We start from the raw sequence: 18,853 nt of genomic DNA on the forward strand, positions 1-18,853 counted from the left end.
TGCGCCATCCAGCTCGCGAAAACACCACCTGAACGAGAAGCCCAAAAACGCAAAAACCCACCGACAAAAATCGGCGGGTTTGTCAGCAGTCTGAAATGGCCCCGACTGGGGCCATTTTTTTAAGCTTGATTTACGTCAAATTGAACATCACATCGTCAGTGCTTTTTCTGCTTGCCGGCCTCTGAAACGGCATCTTCAAACCAGCGGCGCGCTTCCTCGACGGTTTTGCGTCCATCCAGTGCCGCTCTGCATGCGCTCCGGGCTCTGACGAACGTCAATCCACGCACGTGCGGCCAGTTGTCGGTCAAAAGTGCCAGGGCATCAAACGGCCCGGCAATGACGTTTCTGGTATTCTTGTCGAAGCTCACTTCGACAGGTTCCGTCCATATTGCTCGCTTCATTCGGACACCTCCCTATCAGCCGATGTCAACGAGTGTCTCGCCGACATGGTTCCCACGAAAGAGAATATTTGCGAATGCTTAAATTTACAATCGGAAATTTAAATCTCAACGGAAGCCGAAGAACGACAGGATAGCGAGAACGATGACGACCAGGCCGACGATGTAGATAATCTGATTCATGGGAGACACTCCAGGTTGCGCATCGAATGGGCCATTTTGCCGGCGCTAAAGTATTCGATGCTAAAACAAGACACTCACCGTAACGTGAATGCCTTCTGGAAGTTCCATCCATGCAAGCAATTTCATTGCGCACGAGGGGATTGCCCTCTCGGCATAATTGCCAGCCTTAGCTGTTGCTCAACTTGAACTGAACGACGTCTATGGTCCCGGCACGGAAACCGGCGGAGCAATAATGCAGGTAGTAGCGCCACATGCGGAAAAAACGCTCATCGAATCCGAGCGGCTCAATGCGGTGCCAATTGGCGAGGAACGCGCGGTCCCACAGCATCAGGGTGCGGTCGTAATCCTTGCCGAACTGGAGCGTGTCGGTGTTGGCAAAACCCTCCAGTGCAGCCGCATCGCGGAACTTGGTGATCGAGGGCAGCATGCCGCCGGGGAAAATGTAGGTCTGAATGAAGTCAGCGTTGCGACTATATTCATCGAATCGGTCTTCATGGATGGTAATGACCTGCACCATGGCTTCCCCACCTTTTGCCAGAAGCTCGCGCAGGCGCCGGAAATAGGTCGGCCAGTTCTCTTCGCCCACGGCTTCGAACATCTCGATAGAGACGATTTTCGAATATTGCCCCTGGCAATCACGGTAATCTTCCAGTCGGATATCGGCACGGTCTGCAAGACCTGCCTTTGCAAGCCGCGCCCGCGCGAAATCCGCCTGTTCGGTCGAGAGCGTAAGGCCTGTCACACGGCAGCCGGTCTTGGCGATGGCATATTCCGCAAAGCCGCCCCATCCGCAGCCCACCTCCAGCACGTGGTCGTCGGGTCCGATCTTCAGCTGTTCGACAATGCGGTCGTATTTGGCGTTCTGTGCTTCCGCCAGGCTCTGGCCCGGCGTTTCAAACAGCGCCGACGAATAGGTCATGGTCTCATCGAGCCATGCGGAATAGAAACGATTGCCCAGATCATAGTGGAACGAGATATTGCGACGGCTGCCTGCCTTTGAGTTGCGGCGAAGGCGGTGGCGCAGAAGCGCGAAGGCGGACACCAGCCGGGATGGCTCGGAAACGGCCTGCCAGTTTTTCTCATTGGCGATGGCGAGCTCCAAAAGGCTGACCAGATCGGGGCTCTCCCAATCGCCATCCATATAGGATTGCGCAAAGCCGAGGCTTCCACCCATGACCAGTCTTCGCACCACGCGGCCGCGGTTCAGGCTGATCACGCCGTGCGGCCCGGGTTCAGGCCCGCTGACGACATATTCGCATCCACCGGGAAAGACCAGAGTCAGGCGACCATGGGTCATGTTGCTCACCCGGCGGCAGATCATCCGCTGCCATAAAGGGGCGCGATCCATCAAAAACGGGATGGTTTCCTCCTCGGCGTGACTCATTTTCTGATACCTCCCGTTGTTGCGCCCGCCGCGTCACGGTCATTGACGCTGACAGAACTCGCGATGCGTTGCTTCGCGGCCTTGTGTCGATAAATCGGATTGCCTTTTGCCCAGAGGCGAAGCGCTTCCCAATGAATGGCGCCCATGATCTTGAGCGTCATCAATGGGTAGGTCAGGAGTGCGCGCCCCAGTGTGCCATCGCTCAACGCGCGGCGCGTTCCGGCAAAAGACGCAAACAGCAAATCGCCTTCGCCGTCCTGTTCGTTGATGGTCACGAGCACCTTGTCATCCGGCGGACGGATGCGGAACTCGTAGGTACATTCCATCGGCACGAAAGGCGAAACATACATTTCCTTGGCGCAGGAATGCTGCACTGTGCCGTTGTCGTTCACGACAGCCGGAATGATGTAGGTATGGCGCTCGTGAAAGGTATTGCAGACCTCATAGAGAATGGCCACGAGGCGGTTCTGGTCGTGCCGGTCATGGCAGAAATAAACCGTCAGCGGATTGAAGACATACCCGAAGATTCGCGGATAGCAGAGCATGTCGACGCGCAGGGCATCGGGCGGTATGTTCAAGCCCGCAGCCGCCAGATGGCGCTCCACCCATTGCTTCAATTGACCTTTTTCACCGGCGCCATGGTCGGTGTCGCGGAAGCTGAAGATGGCGCGTCTGTTATAACCGAACAGGCGTAGCCCCTTGTCCAGAATGGAAAGCTCATCCAGATCCAGCAGGAGCGAGAAGACGCGGTATCGCATCTTGTGTGCATGCGGGCGGTGGCGCGCATGCACGACGTGTCCTGCGTAGATGGCTGAGCGAAACGTCATGACGCCAAAGCCTTGTCGGGGCTGAGGAAAATCCGTCCCGATTCCTGCGCGACGGTCCACGGACGCTTCACACCGCCAAGAGCCTCTGCAACAGCCAGACCTGATTGCAATCCGTCCTCATGGAAACCGCTACCGAAATGCGCGCCGCAGAACCACGTGTTTCGACGGCCTTGCAGGCTCCACAGCTGCTTCTGTGCTTCGAGCGCCTTGGCGTCGAAGAGTGGGTGGGCATAGTCGAAGCTGCGAATGAGTTTGGCGGGATCTATCGGTCTGGAAGGATTGAGCGTCACGAAAAGCGGGTTTGCCTCATCGATGTTCTGAAGGCGGTTCATCCAATAGGTGACGCAGAGCTGCTCGGTGCCGGTCGCGTTGGGTTCGCTCAGATAGTTCCAGGCGGACCAAACGTTGCGGCGCTTCGGCATCAGCGTTTCATCACGGTGCAGCACAGCGGCATTGCGGGTATATTCGAACGCCCCGAGCAGCGAGCGCTCCCGCTCATCAGCATCGGCCAGAAGCAAAAGCGCCTGATCAGCATGGGTGGCTATCACCACGTCATCGAAATGGGATGCCTGACCGGATCGGTCCAGCAGGGTGATGCCACTGTTGTCACGCCGGATGGCTTCGATCTGGCTGTTGAGAACAACAGTACCTTTAAATTGCGCCATGATGCGTGCGACATATTCGCGACTGCCACCTCTGACGGTTCGCCATTGCGGCCGGTCCGACAGTTGCACCAGCCCGTGATTGACGAAGAAGCGGATGAAGGCTTGCAGGGGATAGGCGCGCATATCGGCCGCTGTTGTCGACCAGATCGCGGCCCCCATCGGTAGCAGGTGATCGTCCACGAAGCTCAGCGAGTAACCGTTGGCATCCAGATATTCGCCAAGACTTGTCGTCTGCAAAGACGGATCGTTCAGAAGCTCCGGCGCCTTTTTGTAAAAACGCAGGACGTCTCGCACCATGCTCCAGAAACGGGGCCGTAAAATGTTGGAACGCTGACCGAACAGGCCGTCGATGCCCGAGCCGGAATATTCCAGAGAGCCGCCACGCAGGGACGCGGCAAATGACATATCGGATTCGTCGGTTTCGACGCCCAGATGTTTGAACAGGGCGACGAGGTTTGGATAGTTGCGTTCATTATAGACGATAAAACCGGTGTCGACAGCGATTGGGTCCGATCCGGGAACATCGGCAAACACCGTGTTGGCATGGCCGCCCAACCGGCTATCTGCCTCAAACAGGGTCACATCCGCAGATTTATCCAGCATCCATGCAGCGGAAAGGCCGGAAATGCCTGAGCCGATGACGGCAATCCGGGGTCTTGTGTGTCGATTGCTCTCGCCCGTCATCATGTCCATTGCCGTTGATTCCATATTCCCATGTCAGCCATTACGCACCCGGTTGGCAACTGGATTGCTCACCGTTCATTTTTTTGTCGCTGGTGATCCACTGGAACATCGCTGGCGTAATTGGTTTCATGACAATAAACGTTTCCATAACTGGACCTGCGTGCCAGTATATTAGGAGCAACCGGAACAGCCCGGTTGCAGCCAAGCCGTATGGACGCGGAGTGAAGCCGATCCGCATGAATGATACCGTCAAGAATACGATCGAGAGTGAATGTCCTGGCCTCATCAAAGCTGTTGCAACCGAGCGCAGTGTCGAGGCTTTCGAGGTGCTTTTTCGGTATTACGGGCCGCGCGTGCGGATCTATATGTTACGGCAGGTGCGTGATGCGCAAGCCGCTGAGGAACTGATGCAGGAAACCATGTTGACGGTCTGGAACAAGGCCGCCCTTTTCGATCCGGCCCGCGGCAACGTGTCCGCCTGGATTTTCAGAATTGCCCGAAACTTGAGAATTGATGCGCACCGCAAGGACAAGCGACCGGAATTCGACATCAACGATCCGGCTTTCGTGAAGGACGACGCACCTGCCGCCGACACACAGTTGGAAGAGGTCCAGGATGCGCAGCGTCTGCACCGCGCTTTGGCGCAATTGCCGCAGGAGCAACTCGACTTGCTGAAGCGCTCGTTCTTCGATGAGGCGTCCCACAGCACCATTGCCGAGCAACTCGGCCTCCCCATCGGAACGGTCAAATCGCGCATCCGGCTGGCCTTTGCCAAGCTGCGCGCAGCACTGGAGTCACGCACATGAGTGTACGGCATCAGGTCAGTGACGAATTGCTTCTGGATTACGCATCGGGAAGCCTTGGGGAGAGCTGGAGCCTTGCAGTCTCGACGCATCTCGCCTTGTGTCCCGAAAGCAGGCAGAGGCTCGAAGCGCTGGAAATGACCGGCGGCGCGCTTTTAACGGACATCGAGCCGACGCAGGGCAACGTGGATGCAGACTGGGAGAAGATACGCACCCTTCTGCACGCCGACAGATCATCTGCAACCTCCCGTTCGGTCGCGCAGGCCAGAGACGACGCAGTGCTGCCTGAGCCTTTGCGCTCCTATGCCGGTGGTGATGTGGACAAGCTCAAATGGAAACAGCTCGGACCCGGTGCTTACCATTTCCCCATCCCTACACGCGATGGCGAGGCCAATGTCCGGCTGCTGCGCATACCGGCTGGCAAACCGGTGCCGGAACATACGCATGGTGGGCGGGAACTGACGGTTGTTCTCTCCGGTTACTTTAAAGACGGCAACGACGTCTTCCGTCGCGGTGACTTCGAGGAAGCAGACGAAGATTTGATGCACCAGCCCGTTGCAGGTGAAGGCCAGGACTGCATCTGTCTGGCCGTAACCGACGCGCCACTGAAATTCAAAAGCTGGCTGGTTCGCCTCGTTCAGCCTGTTCTGGGCATATAAGGAGAGCGGACGATGGACTATCTCCTAGCCTATGTCGGTACAGCCATCGTCTTTTTCGGATTTGATTTCCTGTGGCTGTCAAAGCTGGCCATCGGCTTTTACAGGCGTGAAATCGGCGGTCTGATGCTGGCAAAGCCCAACTTTGCGGCTGCCGGTATCTTCTACCTCTTCTACATCGCGGGTATCGTCTATTTCGCCGTCGTGCCTGCACTCAATGGCGATGGCTGGCAGTCGGCTTTGGTGTCCGGCGCCATCCTTGGCTTTATCAGTTACGGCACCTACGACATGACCAACCTCTCGACGCTCAAAGGCTGGTCCCTGAAAATGTGTGTTGTCGATATTATCTGGGGCACCGTGCTGACGGGCGCCGCTGCCGTCGGCGGATATTGGCTGGTTCAGCTTGTCCTGTAAGCCGTATCGGTGAGCTCGCGCCACTTTCGATAAGTGCTCTCCAGGCCCAAGAGCGGTTGGACCGTGTGATAGGACTGAGGCGGCGCCTGTCGCGTCACGAGCAGTGCAGCACCCAAAGCCGTGCCTGATGGGCTGTTCCCATCGGTGACCATGACGCCCGCACCGGTTATCGCAGCCAGTGCAGCGGTGAAATGCGTGTTTCTCGCAAACGGCCCTTCAACGATGATCGTGGGAGCTTTGCCGATAAGCTCAAGGCAACGTGCCGTCATCATGGCAGCGTAGAGAGACGCAGCCACCCAGCGTTCATCATCATCTCGTGGCTCCCTGATCCAATGCCCTTTCATTCCGGGATACGGTCCGGAACCTTCGACCGCATTGGGACAATAAAGAATGATGTCGGTTACGACACGACCGAGTGCTGCCGCGCTTGCCGAAGGATCACCTGGCGTGACGCCCGCAGTCAGCAGCTCGAACTCCCGCCCGCCCATGAAGCGGGCCGAGGGCACGGGCTTTGCGAACGCATCCACATTGACCAGCGTATCGCGTGCCGGATCAAGCGTTTCCAACGGTGCCCCGACGCCGAAGCAGACGACCCATGTACCGGTCGAGATCACCGAAAACGGACCTTTACGCACCATCAGATGCGGCAGCAGCGAGGCGTTGGAATCGTGAAGACCGCAATAGACCGGTATGGCTTCCCCGGCACCGATACGCTTCGCCATATCGGGCAAAAGCGATCCGAGCGTATCGAAGGCCGAGCGCACGGGTGCCATCAGTTCGGTGATGCCCAGACTGTCCGGGAGGCTTGAAAATGCAGCCTTGCCCGGCTGCCAGAGATCGGTGTGACAGCCAAGCGACGTTACCTCGTTGGCCTTAACACCGGTCAGTCGATAAGCCCAGTATTGCGGATAGGTCATGATGTCGGCGACATCGGCGAAGGCTTCGGGAAATTCTGTTTTCTGATAATGCAGTTGCGCGCCGACATTCAGCCCCATGGGAAGAGCCGGCGAGAAGGTTTCCTCAAAAGGAGGGCGCAGAACGGCATAAGCTTTTTGGATGTCATTGGGATAGCTGTGTTCGTAATCCAGAACCGGCAGCGCCAGATTACCCTCGCCATTCAGCAGAGCGGCACTGGCACCGTGGGTCGTGATGGAAATGGCCTGATATCCTGGCTCCCTGTAAAATGCAGCCAGCCCCTCAAGGATGAACGTCCACAGCGCGTCAATATCGTAATGCGGGTAAGGTGGGCTACTCAGAACCCGGTTGGCGACCTTACGAGAGGCGATTTCCTCGCCGCTCTGCCCATCAACGACGATCACCTTGGCGTGTGTCTTGCCGATATCGATGATGGCGACATTGCGGACCGGCGCGCTCATGGCAGGTGAAACAACAGGGTGAGGTTGGTCGCGACGGGGGAATGATCCTGATGGCTTTCCATGATGTCGGACATATGCGCCCACCATTTTTTCATCACCGGATGGTCGGGCAAAGAGGCCATTCCGTGGTTCTGGCGGCGGGTCAAAACACCAAATAGAATATTTGTTTCGTGATCGAGATGAATGGAATAATCGCTCACGCCCGCCTCATGCAGCAGCGTAACCAGTTCGGGCCATATCTCGTCATGGCGCTTCCTGTACTCGGCTTCCATGCCGGGAAAGAGCTTCATCTTGAAGGCGTGTTTTTCAAGGTCCGGCATGGTCTACCTCATGGCTCGCAGGCGGCGAACGACAATGGGAATGGCGATGGTGATGATGAGAAGCAGGCCGACGAAGATCGACATGACGATGCCGGGAACGTTCAACAAACCCAACCCGAAGGTGACGAGGCCCATGACGAAAGCGGCGATGACCACCCCGCCGATGGTGCCGGATCCGCCGAGGATAGACACGCCACCCAGCACCACCATCGTCACCACTTCCAGCTCCCATCCTTGCGCGATGGAGGGGCGGGTGGAGCCGAGGCGGGATGTGAGGCATACGGCGGCGATGCCGCTCATCAGGCCGGTCAACAGGAAGAGGATAAACTTCACCCGCTCCACCGGGATGCCGGAAAAACGTGCGGCGAACGGATTGGTACCGATAACATAGACCTGCCGCCCGAAATTCGTGGCGTGCAGCAGGATGGCGAAAACCACGGCCATCACCACGAACAGCAGGAATTCGAAAGAGATGACCCAGAAGACATAACCCTGGCCGAAATAGGCAAAGTCTTCCGGGTATTTGCCGAAGGCCTGATCTCCGAGCACCATGTAGGAAATGCCACGAAACAGGCTCATCGTGCCAATGGTGACCACGATGGATGGCAGTTTCAATCCGGCCACCAGAAAGCCGTTGAACGCCCCGCAGATAAGGCCGGTGCCGATGCCGATGGCAACCAGCCCCGGCGTGCCGACACCCAGTTGCACCGCATAGCCCATGGCGGTGGAGGCGAGCGCGATGATGGCGGCGACCGAAAGATCGATCTCACCTGCAATGATGAGCAGCGCCATGGCGAAGGCGATCAGCGCCTTTTCCGTGAAATTGAAGGTGGCGTCCGAGAGATTATAGGCATCGAGGAAGTAGGGCGACGCAAAGGAATTGACGATAAAGATGAGGATGGCGACGCCGAGCAGGAGCACCTCCCAGCTGGCCATGATGCGCTTGAATGGTGTGCCGAGCTTGTCTGGAATGACCCGCGGCGTCGAGGTGTCAGATGCGGTCACGCTCATGCCGAAGCCTCCTTGGTGATTTCAGTCCTGGCTCTGTCACGCAGGATGATGCGGCCTTTCTTGGCCTCCGCACGGGCATTGAAGACGACCGCCAGCACGATGACGACGCCCGAAATCGCCATCTGCGCGAAGGGCGAAATGCCGATGACCGGCAGCGCATTCTTGATGACACCGAGGAAGAGCGCACCGAGCACGGCCCCCGCGACGGAGCCGATGCCGCCCGCAATCGAAATGCCGCCGATGACATTGGCAGCCACGCTATCCAGCTCGAAGCCGGATGCGATATCGACATAGGCCACTGCGTATCGGGAGACCCAGAGATAGCTTGCCAGACCCGCCAAGGCACCGGAGAGGACAAAGGCCAGGAAGCGCGTTCGTCCGACGTCGATACCGGCATAAACAGCCGCTCCCGGATTGCCGCCGGAAGCGTAGGCGGAACGCCCGAACGAGGTGCGGCTCAACACCAGCCATGCGCCTGCGATGATGAGGATCGCCACCCATGACAGCACCGGCATGCCGAGGATTGGCGTGCGCGGGACGTTGAGAAACGTGGGCGACATCTGATGTGCATTGACCCAGGCGCCGCCTGACAGGACGAAGGCCATGCCGCGATAGATGGTGAGCGTACCCAGCGTGACGACGATGGAAGGAAGTCCCAGCCACCAGACAAGAATGCCGTTGATCGAGCCCAGGAACGCACCGATGGCCACTGCCAAGACGATGAGGACGGGCAGGGGAAGGCCGGGAAAGGCAGCATTGGTCATGGCCACCGCCATGCCGGTAAAGGCAAGGTTTGCGGCCACCGACAGGTCGATGGATTTCGTCAGGATCACCGCCATCTGGCCCAGTGCCAGAATGATGAGGATCGAGGTATCGTTGAAGATGTTGACGAGATTGCCCGGTCGCTCAAAGCCCGGAGAGCGCCAGGAAAAGCCTGCGATCAACAGGATGATGATGCCTGCCAGCAGCCATTCGCGGTTCTTGAGTAATCTTTTCATGCTGTGGCTTCCCCTCACGCATTGCCCGTAGCGGCGCGCACCAGCTTTTCCGGTGAAAATTCCGCCCGCTCGAACGTGCCTGCCATCAGGCCTTCCCGCATCACGATGGCGCGGTCGGACATGCCAAGGATTTCCGGCAGCTCGGATGAAATCATGATGATCGATAGTCCCTCGGCGGCAAGCTCGCTGATGAAGCCATGCACGGCGGCCTTGGAGCCGATATCGATGCCCTTGGTCGGCTCGTCCAGAATGATGACCTTGGGCTGCGTCGCCAGCCATTTGCCGATGACGACCTTCTGCTGGTTACCGCCGGACAGTGTGCCGACCGGCACGGACAAGGCCGCCGCACGCAGATCAAGACGAGAGGCATATTTCCGGGCAAGCGCAAATTCGTTTGCTGCTGTGAGAAAGCCTTTTCGCGATGTTCGCGAGAGAGAGGGCAAAGACATATTCTGATAGATCGGCATATCGAGCGCCAGCCCGTGCCGTCCACGCTCTTCCGGCACATAGACGATGCCCGCGCGGATCGCATCTTCGGGTGAGCGGATGGCCAGCGCTTCGCCATTCAATGTGAGCGCGCCGGATGCGGGGCGGGTGATACCGAAGAGCGACTGGCAAAGCTCCGAGCGGCCAGCGCCGATCAACCCGTAAAGACCGAGAATTTCACCCTTGCGCAGGTCGAAGGAAATGTCGCGAAACTCCGTCTCGTGGCAATAGCGTTCGACGGAAAGCGTCGTCGCGCCGATGTTGACAGCCTGTTTCGGAAAGGCGTCCTTGACGTCGCGCCCCACCATCAGGCGTACGATTTCATCCTGCGGGGTCTGCGCCAGATCGCCCGAACCGACCATCTTGCCATCGCGGAAAACCGCATAGCTTTCTGCTATTTCATAGACCTCATCGAATTTGTGGCTGATGAAGAGGATGGCCTTGCCCTGCCGCTTCAGGTTTTCCACGATGCGGAACAGGTCGTCTATTTCCTTGCGGGAAAGCGCTGCTGTCGGCTCATCCATGATGACGATGCGCGCTTCGACAGACAGCGCACGGGCAATCGCCACCAGATGCCGCTGCGCAATCGACAGGTCTTTCAACCGGATCGTTGGATCGATCTTGCTTTCCAGCCGCTCTAGAAGCGTGCGCGATTGATCGTTGATCGTCTTCCAGTCGATCAGCCCGAAACGGGTTTTTGGCGCATGGCCGAGAAAGATGTTTTCGCCGACCGAGAGTTCATCGAACAGCACGGTTTCCTGATGAATGGCGGTGACACCGGCATCGAGAGCATCCTGCGCGCTGTGAAACGTCACCGGCTGGCCATCCAGCAGGATCTCGCCTTCGTTGGGCCGGTAAATGCCGGTCAGGATTTTCACCAGTGTCGATTTGCCTGCACCGTTTTCACCGATCAGCGCCGTAACCTTGCCGGGATAGAGCTGGATGTTGACGCCATCCAGCGCTTTGACGCCGGGGAATATCTGGCTGATGCCGCGCATTTCGAGAATGGGCTCCAGTAGCGAAGCCCCTGGCGCATCTGCGATTTTTGTTTCAGCACGCATTATCTATTTTCTTTGGTTGTGGGTGGGCTTACCCCCCTCTGTCCTGCCGGACATCTCCCCACAAGGGGGGAGATCGAGTCGCGGTTATCTCTCGCCAAACTCTCACCTTGAATGTGAAATGGCAGCGTGCGCCAAGCCAATCTCCCTCCTCGTGGGGGAGATGCCCGGCAGGGCAGAGGGGGGTAAGCCCCACCCACTACCGTCCGTCAGATCAGAAAATCTTCGAGAACTGATCGATGTTCTTGGCGTCATAGATAAACGGATCGGCCATGGCCGCTTCGCTGTTTTCGCCAACCTTGATCTTGCCCATGCGTCCGGCCTCGATCTCGGTGCCCGGCTTGCCGTCAGCATCACCCTTGACGAGGTGATAGGCGATCTGGGTTGCGGAGTAGCCTAGGTCGATCGGATTCCAGATGGCGAATTCCTTGGTGGCACCGGACTTGATAGCGCCGGCCATTTCAGAAGGAAGGCCAAGGCCCGTCACGAAGACCTGACCGATCTTGCCTGCATCCTTCACCGCCTGCGATGCAGCCAGCACACCGACGGTGGTCGGCGCGACGATAACCTTCACATTCGGCTGCGAGGTCAACAGGCCCTGCGCTTCACGGTAGCTCTTGTCGGCCAGATCGTCGCCATAGACGGTGGTGACGAGGTTGAGGCCGGAGAAGTCCTTCAACTGCTTCTTCATCTCTTCGATCCAGATATTCTGGTTCGTCGAGGTGGTCGTGGCAGACAGGATCGCAAATTCACCCTTGCCGCCTTCCAGATGCGCGGCTGCCAGTTGCAGGCACATCTTTCCAATCAGCGCATTGGATGAAGGGTTGAGCTGGAGAATACGGCCCGCCGGTGCAACGCCACTATCCCAGGAGATGACCTTGATGCCGCGCTGTGCTGCTTTCTTGAGGGCTGGCACCACCGCATCCGGATCGTTGGCGGAAATCGCGATGGCGTCCACACCCTGCGCAATCAGCGAATTGATGACTTCGATCTGACCTTCCGCCGTGGTCGTCGTGGGGCCGGTGTAGATGATCTCTACGCCGCCGAGCTCCTTGGCAGCTTCCTGCGCGCCCTTGTTGGCGGCCTCGAAGAAGCCGTTGCCGAGCGACTTGACGACCAGCGCGATTTTCATGTCTTTTGCCTGCGCTATGTTGCCAAAACCGGCAACGCCGATGGCAACACTGAGCGCCAAGGCGCGGGTCAGTTTTCTGCGTGTAAGTTTCATGTTCTGTTTCCTCCCGTTAAAACCACTCCCCTCCGGCGCCCCTCAAGCAACCGAAGCAGAACCCTCTTCATCCGCCGATGGGGGCGCCTGAGCGCCCGCAACCGATCCGGCGACAACAAGTGCGACGCCCGCTGCCTCGACCATTCGCGCTGCCTCGTCCGAAATGCCGTCATCGGTGATGATGGTCGAGACATTATCCAAGGGGCAGAGAATGAGGCTGGAGCGTTTGCGGAACTTGGAGCTATCGACCATCACGATCAGTTCCTCCGCCTGCCGCATCAATTTCTGTTCGCTCTGGATGACCAGCGCGTCCGACTCCATGATGCCGAGCGCACCGACACCTTGCGCGCCGATAAAGATGCGCCGCGCATAGAAATTGCGGATCGCGTCATTCTCGAAAGGCGACAGGATCAGGCTCTGGTCGCGGTAGATCGCGCCGCCGGGAACGCTGACATTGCATTTCGAATGCTTGACGAGATGTTCGGCAATGGCGAAGGAGTTCGTCATGACCTGCAAACGCCGGGCCGACATGTAGTGCACCATCTGGAAGGTGGTGGTGCCACCATTGATGATGATCGCGTCGCCTTCCTCGCAGAGATCGACGGCCTTGCGTGCAATTGCGCGTTTCTTGTCGATATTGACCGATTCCGACACGCGAAATGGCCGTGCAGCCAGATTTCCAAGCTGTGGCGGGTGTACCGCCTCTGCCCCACCTCTCACGCGCCTCAGCTTTCCCTGAACATGCAGAGAGGCGATATCGCGCCGGATTGTTGCTTCGGAAGCATCCGTCAATTCGGCAATATCCTGCACCGTCACAACAGGCTTTTCCTGTATGGCGCTCAAGATGATGCGATGGCGTTCGCTTTCGTGCATGGGGTCCTCCTGATCGTAATCTTCCGTAAACTTCTGATGTTGTCAACCAAGTTCAATCAAAATAAATAATGTTGCATCGCACAATGAAAATATATGATCGTTTATGATTGACATTGCGCTTTTGATTGCGCGATATCTGCCTTTAACAGGAGGCGGGCTGGTTCGAAAGTCTGCGAATAAACGATATGGGAGGATATGCCGATGGGACAGACCCGTCTTCTCGAAAGCCGCTGGGACGATGCTTACGCTGCAAAGCTCGATGAGCCGGGCAAACTGCTCTATCGCTCCAACCTGCTGGGCGCGGACAAGCGCATCACCAATTACGGTGGCGGAAACACCTCCGCAAAGGTGCTGGAAACCGATCCTCTAACCGGCGAGAAGGCCCGCGTCATGTGGGTCAAGGGCTCCGGCGGCGATGTCGGCACCATCAAGCTGGATGGCTTTGCCACGCTCTACATGGACAAGCTGGAAGCATTGAAGGGTATCTACAAGGGTGTGGAAGACGAGGACCGGATGGTCGGGTTTCTTCCCCATTGCACCTTCAATCTCAATCCGCGCGCGGCTTCCATCGACACCCCTCTGCACGGTTTCGTGCCGTTCGACCATGTCGATCACATGCACCCGGATGCCATCATCGCCATTGCCGCCTCCAAGAATTCGAAAGAATTGACGCAAGAGATTTTCGGGGCTGACATTGGCTGGCTGCCATGGCGTCGTCCCGGCTTCCAGCTCGGTCTCGATCTCGAAGCCTTCGTGAAGGCCAATCCCAATTCCAAGGGCGTCGTGCTGGAAAGCCACGGCCTTTTCACCTGGGATAATGATGCGAAGACGTGTTACGAACTGACGCTCGCCATCATCAACAAGGCGATCGAATGGTTCGCTGCGAAGACCGAAGGCAAGACCATCTTCGGCGGCGCGGTTGCTAACGCGCTGCCACAGGCAGAACGCCGCGCCATTGCGGCGCGCTTGATGCCGGAAATTCGTGGCCGCATCGGTCGCGATGAACGCAAGCTTGGCCATTTCGATGATCAGGACGCCGTTCTGGAATTCGTCAATTCGGTGCAATTGAAGCCACTCGGTGCGCTCGGCACGTCCTGCCCGGACCACTTTCTGCGCACCAAGATCCGTCCACTGATCCTCGATCTCGACACCGTTAACCCGGATGTGGACGGCGTGGTGGCCGGTCTGGACAAGGCGCTGGAGGATTATCGCGCCGATTACGTCAGGTATTACGAGACCTGCAAACACGACAATTCACCCAAAATCCGTGATCCGAACCCAGTGATTTTTCTCATCCCCGGCGTCGGCATGCTGTCCTTCGCCAAGGACAAGGCGACCGCACGCATCGCCGGTGAGTTCTACGTCAACGCCATCAACGTGATGCGCGGCGCATCGACCGTTTCGGAGTATCAGGGTCTTCCCGAGCAGGAAGCCTTCGATATCGAATACTGGTTGCTGGAAGAAGCAAAGCTCCAGCGTATGCCCAAGCCGAAAAGCCTTGCAGGCCGCGTGGCCTTCATTACCGGCGGCGCTGGTGGCATCGGCCGTGCGACAGCCGAGCGTCTGGCCAGCGAAGGCGCCTGCGTTGTGCTGGCTGACATTGATGAAGCGGCACTTGCAGCCACGAAGGGTGATTTCGAGAAGCGCTACAGCATGGACGCCGTTCGCAGTGTCACGCTGGATGTGACGAAGGAAGACGCGGTGCTTTCGGCCTTTGTCGGAGCCAGCGTTGAATTTGGCGGTGTTGATATTCTGGTATCGAATGCCGGTATTGCCTCATCCGCCCCTGTGGAAGACACGACGCTTGCCATGTGGAACAGGAATATCGACATTCTTGCGACCGGCTATTTCCTTGTGTCGCGGGAGGCGTTCCGCCTGTTCCGTCGCCAGAATCTTGGTGGCAACGTCGTTTTCGTGGCCTCCAAGAACGGCTTGGCGTCGTCACCCAATGCGTCCGCTTACTGCACGGCCAAGGCTGCGGAAATTCACCTCGCACGTTGCCTGGCGCTTGAAGGTGCTGACGCCGGTATTCGCGTCAACACGGTCAACCCTGACGCAGTTCTGCGCGGTTCGAAAATCTGGAACGGGGAGTGGCGGGAACAACGCGCTGCATCGTCCAAGATCGAAATCGATGATTTGGAAGAGCATTACAGGAAGCGTTCCATGCTCAAACTGAATGTCTTGCCGGAAGATATTGCCGAGGCGATCTATTTCTTTGCCTCGGATGTTTCGGCCAAGTCCACGGGCAACATCATCAATGTCGATGCCGGAAATGCGCAGAGCTTCACGCGCTGAACAACGAAAAGCGCCTGCGTGTTTGTTCGCAGGCGCTCTGTCGTACCATGCGCTTACTTGCGCAGAATGACCCAGATGGCATGGATGATGCCGGGGATATAGCCACAGAGTGTCAGCAGGATGTTCAGCCAGAAGTGAAGGCCGAGGCCAACCTGGAGAAAGACGCCGACTGGCGGCAGGAAAATGGCAAGAATGATGCGAATGACGTCCACGATTGAATACCCCGTCTGATTGTTTTCGACGACATAACGTGGGGAGCACGGAATTGGTTCAATCGGCGGGGCACGCAAAGGGAGGAAGAGATGATGGAATTGAGGATTGCGGCAGATATTGTCGAGGCGGAAAACCAAAAGCACGGTGAGGCGCACGATGCGGATTACGCCGCTTTGGGCGAGCATCTCTCGCGCCGCAATATCGACATCGATGTTGTCGCGAAGAAAGTGTCCGAGTTTTTCGTCGCCGTTCCGTCCTGGGGTGTTGGAACCGGCGGCACCCGTTTCGCCCGCTTTCCCGGAAAGGGTGAGCCGCGCGGCATTTTCGACAAGCTGGATGATTGCGCCGTCATCAACCAGCTGACATCTGCCACGCCCAATGTTTCCCTGCATATTCCATGGGATAAGGAAGATCCGAAAGCGCTCAAGGCGCATGCGAGCGCGCTGGGCCTTGGCTTCGATGCCATGAATTCCAACACGTTTTCCGATGCGCCGGACCAGCCCCATTCCTACAAATACGGCTCGCTGAGCCATGCCGATGCGGCAACGCGTCGACAGGCCGTCGACCACAACATCGAATGCATCGAAATCGGCACTGCGCTCGGCTCCAAGGCGCTGACGGTGTGGGTGGGAGACGGCTCCAATTTCCCAGGGCAGAGCAATTTCACCAAGAGCTTCGAGCGTTATCTCTCCGGAATGGCAGAGATCTACAAAGCGTTGCCGGATGACTGGCGCATCTTCTCCGAACACAAGATGTACGAACCTGCCTTCTATTCCACAGTGGTGCAGGATTGGGGCACGAACTACCTCATTGCCAATACTTTGGGTGAAAAGGCATTCTGCCTGGTGGACCTCGGCCACCACGCGCCCAATACCAACATCGAAATGATCGTCGCCCGCCTCATCCAGTTCGGCAAACTCGGCGGTTTCCACTTCAACGACAGCAAATATGGCGATGACGACCTGGATGCAGGCTCCATCGATCCTTACCGCCTGTTCCTCGTCTTTAACGAGTTGGTGGATGCCGACCATCGCGGCGTCAAGGGCTTCCACCCGGCCCACATGATCGACCAATCGCACAATGTGACCGACCCCATCGAAAGCCTGATCTCCAGCGCCAACGAAATCCGCCGCGCCTACGCGCAGGCGCTGCTGGTTGACCGGATGGCACTCGATGGCTTCCAGCAGGACAACGATGCCCTCATGGCATCAGACACGCTGAAACGCGCGTATCGGACCGATGTGGAACCTATTCTGGCAGAGGTCCGGAGACGGGCAGGCGGAGCCATCGATCCTGTCGCCACCTACCGCGCCAGCGGCTATCGCGCCAAGGTGGCAGCGGAACGCCCTGAATCGAAAGGCGGCAGTGGCGGCATCATCTGAGGCGCTCCACCGATGCGGCAAACGTTAACACATGAAGGCATGCGAGAGCGTGCCTTCATGCATTTGTAACCAAATATGTCCGCCATTAAAGAATCGTGTTTTTCGCCCCATCATCTTCACATTCGCGTTTATGTTAGGGCGTTATGAAACAACCAATAGACAGATCAGGCCTGATTTTCGTCGCGCTCTTGTTAGTGCTTGTGGGCATCGTCGTAAGCATTGCGTTTCTGAACGGCGATCGGCAGCTTTCACCGCAAAGCCAGGATGGGACGTTGATACCGAGGACGACGGTTCAGCCGCAGACCCAACAGTGATGGCAGCGTCAGCGTTGAGAAAACTGTTCTGCTGGCGTTCATCATAAGGGATGTACACTTGCCACATAACGCAGGAGAACCATCATGAAACTGGCAAGCCTTACTCTGCTTATTGTGACGACGATTTTTTCTGTCGGCCATGGACCGTTCGCTGCGCAAGCGCAGGACTTCGAACTATATATCGGCGAAGGCAGAGATAGGGCCTACAGGCCCGATCGCGACTACCGTGAAGGCGGAAACAGAGATTACCGGCCTGAGCGGGACTACCGTGAAGAGCGCTACGATCGGGGTTGCAGCCCCAGGGAAGCGATAAGAAATGCCCTTCGTCGGGGTATGACCGATCCGCAGATCATCGAAGCCGACTCGCGGCGCATCGTGATTGAGGGCTACGGTCGCAGAAACGAATATACCCGACTTCGACTGGCCAACCGAGAAGGCTGCCCTCGTATCGGCTAATCCTACATCGAGACCGATCTTTCTTGACCCCGCAGGCGTTTCAGCTTGGCCGGAACGCCTGCGTATATTCCCATCGTCACGGTTTCTCCGCGCACCACGGAGCCGGCCGCAATAACGCATCCGTCAGCGATCTTGGCACCGTCGAGAATGACGCAATTGGCACCAATCCAGACATCGTTTCCGATCGTGATGCCGATTGAAGAGTTGCCCTGGGATTTTATCGTTCTCGTGGGGTCGTCGAAATTGTGATTGGAAGCGACGATTGTCACGTGCGCCGCGACCCGAACGTCATTCCCTATGACGACGCGACCGGGCCCGTAGATAATCGCATACGGGTTAAGACTGAAGTTGTTCCCGATGGTGATGTCGCCGCCATAGGTGTGAATGATGGAGCCTCTGCGGATATGCGCTCGTCGGCCTATCTTTATGGTGCCAGTTCGGACGAGAAACTGGGTTCCGAAGTTAATGTCGCACTTGGGTCCGAACTGAACCTTTCCCCTGCTCAAAAAACCAATAACGCGCTGTCTTGCCCGTCGTAAAAACACGCTTGCAAACTCCCTATTCTCTGCGCCTATCGACCAGTGGAGTTGACCTTATAGATCGTCAAACTGGCACGAACCTATATTCGAATGACGGTCATCAGACTGCGATGAACGAAGACATGTGGTTGGATTTATAATCTTGAAAGTGGTGCCGCTTGCAGGACTCGAACCTGCGACCCCATCATTACGAATGATGTGCTCTACCACCTGAGCTAAAGCGGCTTGCCAAGCGTCGAACAGGTGTCCGCGCGGTGTATGGCGGGCTGATACAGGCATTGGGGAGGGATTTC

Annotated in this window: 20 protein-coding genes and 1 tRNA gene; 7 read left to right on the forward strand and 14 right to left on the reverse strand. The window is 57.4% G+C overall.

Annotated features, from left to right (window positions below; translation table 11 throughout):
• Nucleotides 1-155: 155 nt before the first annotated feature.
• The 4 genes from GGQ73_RS02660 to GGQ73_RS02675 form a co-directional block, all read right to left on the reverse strand.
• Nucleotides 156-401 (reverse strand): DUF982 domain-containing protein, encoded by a 246-nt coding sequence (locus tag GGQ73_RS02660; protein WP_174151987.1) that lies wholly within the window; start codon nt 399-401, stop codon nt 156-158.
• A gap of 346 nt (nt 402-747) precedes the next feature.
• Nucleotides 748-1,965 (reverse strand): SAM-dependent methyltransferase, encoded by a 1,218-nt coding sequence (locus GGQ73_RS02665; RefSeq protein WP_174151989.1) that lies wholly within the window; start codon nt 1,963-1,965, stop codon nt 748-750.
• Complete coding sequence (locus GGQ73_RS02670; RefSeq protein ID WP_183893796.1) at nt 1,962-2,792, reverse strand: DUF1365 domain-containing protein; 831 nt, start codon at nt 2,790-2,792, stop codon at nt 1,962-1,964. The genes GGQ73_RS02665 and GGQ73_RS02670 overlap by 4 nt, the downstream gene beginning before the upstream one ends.
• Entirely contained in the window at nt 2,789-4,141 is a 1,353-nt protein-coding gene (locus GGQ73_RS02675; protein WP_183894425.1) for an NAD(P)/FAD-dependent oxidoreductase, read from the reverse strand. The genes GGQ73_RS02670 and GGQ73_RS02675 overlap by 4 nt, the downstream gene beginning before the upstream one ends.
• A 236-nt stretch (nt 4,142-4,377) precedes the next feature.
• Between GGQ73_RS02675 and GGQ73_RS02680 the strand changes: the two genes are divergently transcribed.
• The 3 genes from GGQ73_RS02680 to GGQ73_RS02690 are packed head-to-tail and all read left to right on the forward strand — an operon-like array spanning nt 4,378 to nt 6,014.
• Nucleotides 4,378-4,947, forward strand: a complete 570-nt coding sequence (locus GGQ73_RS02680) for a sigma-70 family RNA polymerase sigma factor (protein ID WP_174151991.1) — start codon at nt 4,378-4,380, stop codon at nt 4,945-4,947.
• A complete protein-coding gene (locus GGQ73_RS02685; RefSeq protein WP_183893798.1) occupies nt 4,944-5,603 on the forward strand; it encodes a ChrR family anti-sigma-E factor in 660 nt (219 codons plus the stop codon). Before GGQ73_RS02680 ends, GGQ73_RS02685 begins: the two co-directional genes overlap by 4 nt.
• 12 nt (nt 5,604-5,615) lie before the next feature.
• A complete protein-coding gene (locus GGQ73_RS02690) occupies nt 5,616-6,014 on the forward strand; it encodes a DUF2177 family protein (protein ID WP_183893800.1) in 399 nt (132 codons plus the stop codon).
• On the opposite strand, the gene GGQ73_RS02695 is transcribed toward GGQ73_RS02690, so the two are convergent.
• The 7 genes from GGQ73_RS02695 to GGQ73_RS02725 form a co-directional block, all read right to left on the reverse strand.
• Nucleotides 5,999-7,390 (reverse strand): FGGY-family carbohydrate kinase, encoded by a 1,392-nt coding sequence (locus GGQ73_RS02695; RefSeq protein WP_183893802.1) that lies wholly within the window; start codon nt 7,388-7,390, stop codon nt 5,999-6,001. The two genes, GGQ73_RS02690 and GGQ73_RS02695, sit on opposite strands and share 16 nt — an antisense overlap.
• A complete protein-coding gene (gene rhaM / locus GGQ73_RS02700; protein ID WP_183893804.1) occupies nt 7,387-7,710 on the reverse strand; it encodes an L-rhamnose mutarotase in 324 nt (107 codons plus the stop codon). The genes GGQ73_RS02695 and rhaM overlap by 4 nt, the downstream gene beginning before the upstream one ends.
• A 3-nt stretch (nt 7,711-7,713) precedes the next feature.
• Nucleotides 7,714-8,721 (reverse strand): ABC transporter permease, encoded by a 1,008-nt coding sequence (locus GGQ73_RS02705; protein WP_174151997.1) that lies wholly within the window; start codon nt 8,719-8,721, stop codon nt 7,714-7,716.
• Nucleotides 8,718-9,719, reverse strand: a complete 1,002-nt coding sequence (locus GGQ73_RS02710) for an ABC transporter permease (protein WP_183893806.1) — start codon at nt 9,717-9,719, stop codon at nt 8,718-8,720. The genes GGQ73_RS02705 and GGQ73_RS02710 overlap by 4 nt, the downstream gene beginning before the upstream one ends.
• A gap of 14 nt (nt 9,720-9,733) precedes the next feature.
• Nucleotides 9,734-11,266, reverse strand: a complete 1,533-nt coding sequence (locus GGQ73_RS02715; protein ID WP_210290026.1) for a sugar ABC transporter ATP-binding protein — start codon at nt 11,264-11,266, stop codon at nt 9,734-9,736.
• Nucleotides 11,267-11,477: 211 nt separating this feature from the next.
• Nucleotides 11,478-12,488: a rhamnose ABC transporter substrate-binding protein gene (rhaS, locus tag GGQ73_RS02720; protein ID WP_183893808.1), complete on the reverse strand. Its 1,011-nt coding sequence runs from the start codon at nt 12,486-12,488 to the stop codon at nt 11,478-11,480.
• A 42-nt stretch (nt 12,489-12,530) separates the two neighbouring features.
• Nucleotides 12,531-13,361, reverse strand: a complete 831-nt coding sequence (locus GGQ73_RS02725; protein WP_183893810.1) for a DeoR/GlpR family DNA-binding transcription regulator — start codon at nt 13,359-13,361, stop codon at nt 12,531-12,533.
• A gap of 201 nt (nt 13,362-13,562) precedes the next feature.
• Here GGQ73_RS02725 and GGQ73_RS02730 point away from each other — a divergent pair, with 201 nt between their 5' ends.
• Nucleotides 13,563-15,656: a bifunctional rhamnulose-1-phosphate aldolase/short-chain dehydrogenase gene (locus tag GGQ73_RS02730; protein WP_183893813.1), complete on the forward strand. Its 2,094-nt coding sequence runs from the start codon at nt 13,563-13,565 to the stop codon at nt 15,654-15,656.
• A gap of 53 nt (nt 15,657-15,709) precedes the next feature.
• Here the strand turns inward: GGQ73_RS02730 and GGQ73_RS02735 are convergent, their stop codons facing one another.
• Entirely contained in the window at nt 15,710-15,868 is a 159-nt protein-coding gene (locus tag GGQ73_RS02735; protein WP_042618061.1) for a YqaE/Pmp3 family membrane protein, read from the reverse strand.
• Between the two features lie 90 nt (nt 15,869-15,958).
• Between GGQ73_RS02735 and rhaI the strand changes: the two genes are divergently transcribed.
• Both rhaI and GGQ73_RS02745 read left to right on the forward strand, forming a co-directional pair.
• Entirely contained in the window at nt 15,959-17,251 is a 1,293-nt protein-coding gene (gene rhaI, locus GGQ73_RS02740) for an L-rhamnose catabolism isomerase (protein WP_183893815.1), read from the forward strand.
• Nucleotides 17,252-17,649: 398 nt separating this feature from the next.
• The gene (locus GGQ73_RS02745; protein ID WP_183893817.1) at nt 17,650-18,021 is read left to right on the forward strand and encodes a hypothetical protein; all 372 of its coding nucleotides are present in this window, start codon (nt 17,650-17,652) and stop codon (nt 18,019-18,021) included.
• A 2-nt stretch (nt 18,022-18,023) separates the two neighbouring features.
• Here GGQ73_RS02745 and GGQ73_RS23230 read toward each other — a convergent pair whose 3' ends face one another.
• Nucleotides 18,024-18,290, reverse strand: a complete 267-nt coding sequence (locus GGQ73_RS23230) for an acyltransferase (protein ID WP_252094050.1) — start codon at nt 18,288-18,290, stop codon at nt 18,024-18,026.
• Here GGQ73_RS23230 and GGQ73_RS23235 point away from each other — a divergent pair, their 5' ends adjacent.
• Entirely contained in the window at nt 18,291-18,560 is a 270-nt protein-coding gene (locus GGQ73_RS23235; protein WP_183894481.1) for a hypothetical protein, read from the forward strand.
• A gap of 149 nt (nt 18,561-18,709) precedes the next feature.
• On the opposite strand, the gene GGQ73_RS02760 is transcribed toward GGQ73_RS23235, so the two are convergent.
• A tRNA-Thr gene (locus GGQ73_RS02760) sits at nt 18,710-18,785 on the reverse strand.
• Nucleotides 18,786-18,853: the final 68 nt, after the last annotated feature.

It is taken from the genome of Rhizobium skierniewicense, assembly GCF_014196515.1.
GTDB lineage: Bacteria > Pseudomonadota > Alphaproteobacteria > Rhizobiales > Rhizobiaceae > Agrobacterium > Agrobacterium skierniewicense.

Coding starts and splice junctions, on each gene's coding strand:
- GGQ73_RS02660 (WP_174151987.1), bottom strand. CDS start 401: ATGAAGCGAGCAATATGGACGGAACCTGTCGAAGTGAGCTTCGACAAG.
- GGQ73_RS02665 (WP_174151989.1), bottom strand. CDS start 1,965: ATGAGTCACGCCGAGGAGGAAACCATCCCGTTTTTGATGGATCGCGCC.
- GGQ73_RS02670 (WP_183893796.1), bottom strand. CDS start 2,792: ATGACGTTTCGCTCAGCCATCTACGCAGGACACGTCGTGCATGCGCGC.
- GGQ73_RS02675 (WP_183894425.1), bottom strand. CDS start 4,141: ATGACGGGCGAGAGCAATCGACACACAAGACCCCGGATTGCCGTCATC.
- GGQ73_RS02680 (WP_174151991.1), top strand. CDS start 4,378: ATGAATGATACCGTCAAGAATACGATCGAGAGTGAATGTCCTGGCCTC.
- GGQ73_RS02685 (WP_183893798.1), top strand. CDS start 4,944: ATGAGTGTACGGCATCAGGTCAGTGACGAATTGCTTCTGGATTACGCA.
- GGQ73_RS02690 (WP_183893800.1), top strand. CDS start 5,616: ATGGACTATCTCCTAGCCTATGTCGGTACAGCCATCGTCTTTTTCGGA.
- GGQ73_RS02695 (WP_183893802.1), bottom strand. CDS start 7,390: ATGAGCGCGCCGGTCCGCAATGTCGCCATCATCGATATCGGCAAGACA.
- rhaM (WP_183893804.1), bottom strand. CDS start 7,710: ATGCCGGACCTTGAAAAACACGCCTTCAAGATGAAGCTCTTTCCCGGC.
- GGQ73_RS02705 (WP_174151997.1), bottom strand. CDS start 8,721: ATGAGCGTGACCGCATCTGACACCTCGACGCCGCGGGTCATTCCAGAC.
- GGQ73_RS02710 (WP_183893806.1), bottom strand. CDS start 9,719: ATGAAAAGATTACTCAAGAACCGCGAATGGCTGCTGGCAGGCATCATC.
- GGQ73_RS02715 (WP_210290026.1), bottom strand. CDS start 11,266: ATGCGTGCTGAAACAAAAATCGCAGATGCGCCAGGGGCTTCGCTACTG.
- rhaS (WP_183893808.1), bottom strand. CDS start 12,488: ATGAAACTTACACGCAGAAAACTGACCCGCGCCTTGGCGCTCAGTGTT.
- GGQ73_RS02725 (WP_183893810.1), bottom strand. CDS start 13,361: ATGCACGAAAGCGAACGCCATCGCATCATCTTGAGCGCCATACAGGAA.
- GGQ73_RS02730 (WP_183893813.1), top strand. CDS start 13,563: ATGGGACAGACCCGTCTTCTCGAAAGCCGCTGGGACGATGCTTACGCT.
- rhaI (WP_183893815.1), top strand. CDS start 15,959: ATGATGGAATTGAGGATTGCGGCAGATATTGTCGAGGCGGAAAACCAA.
- GGQ73_RS02745 (WP_183893817.1), top strand. CDS start 17,650: ATGAAACTGGCAAGCCTTACTCTGCTTATTGTGACGACGATTTTTTCT.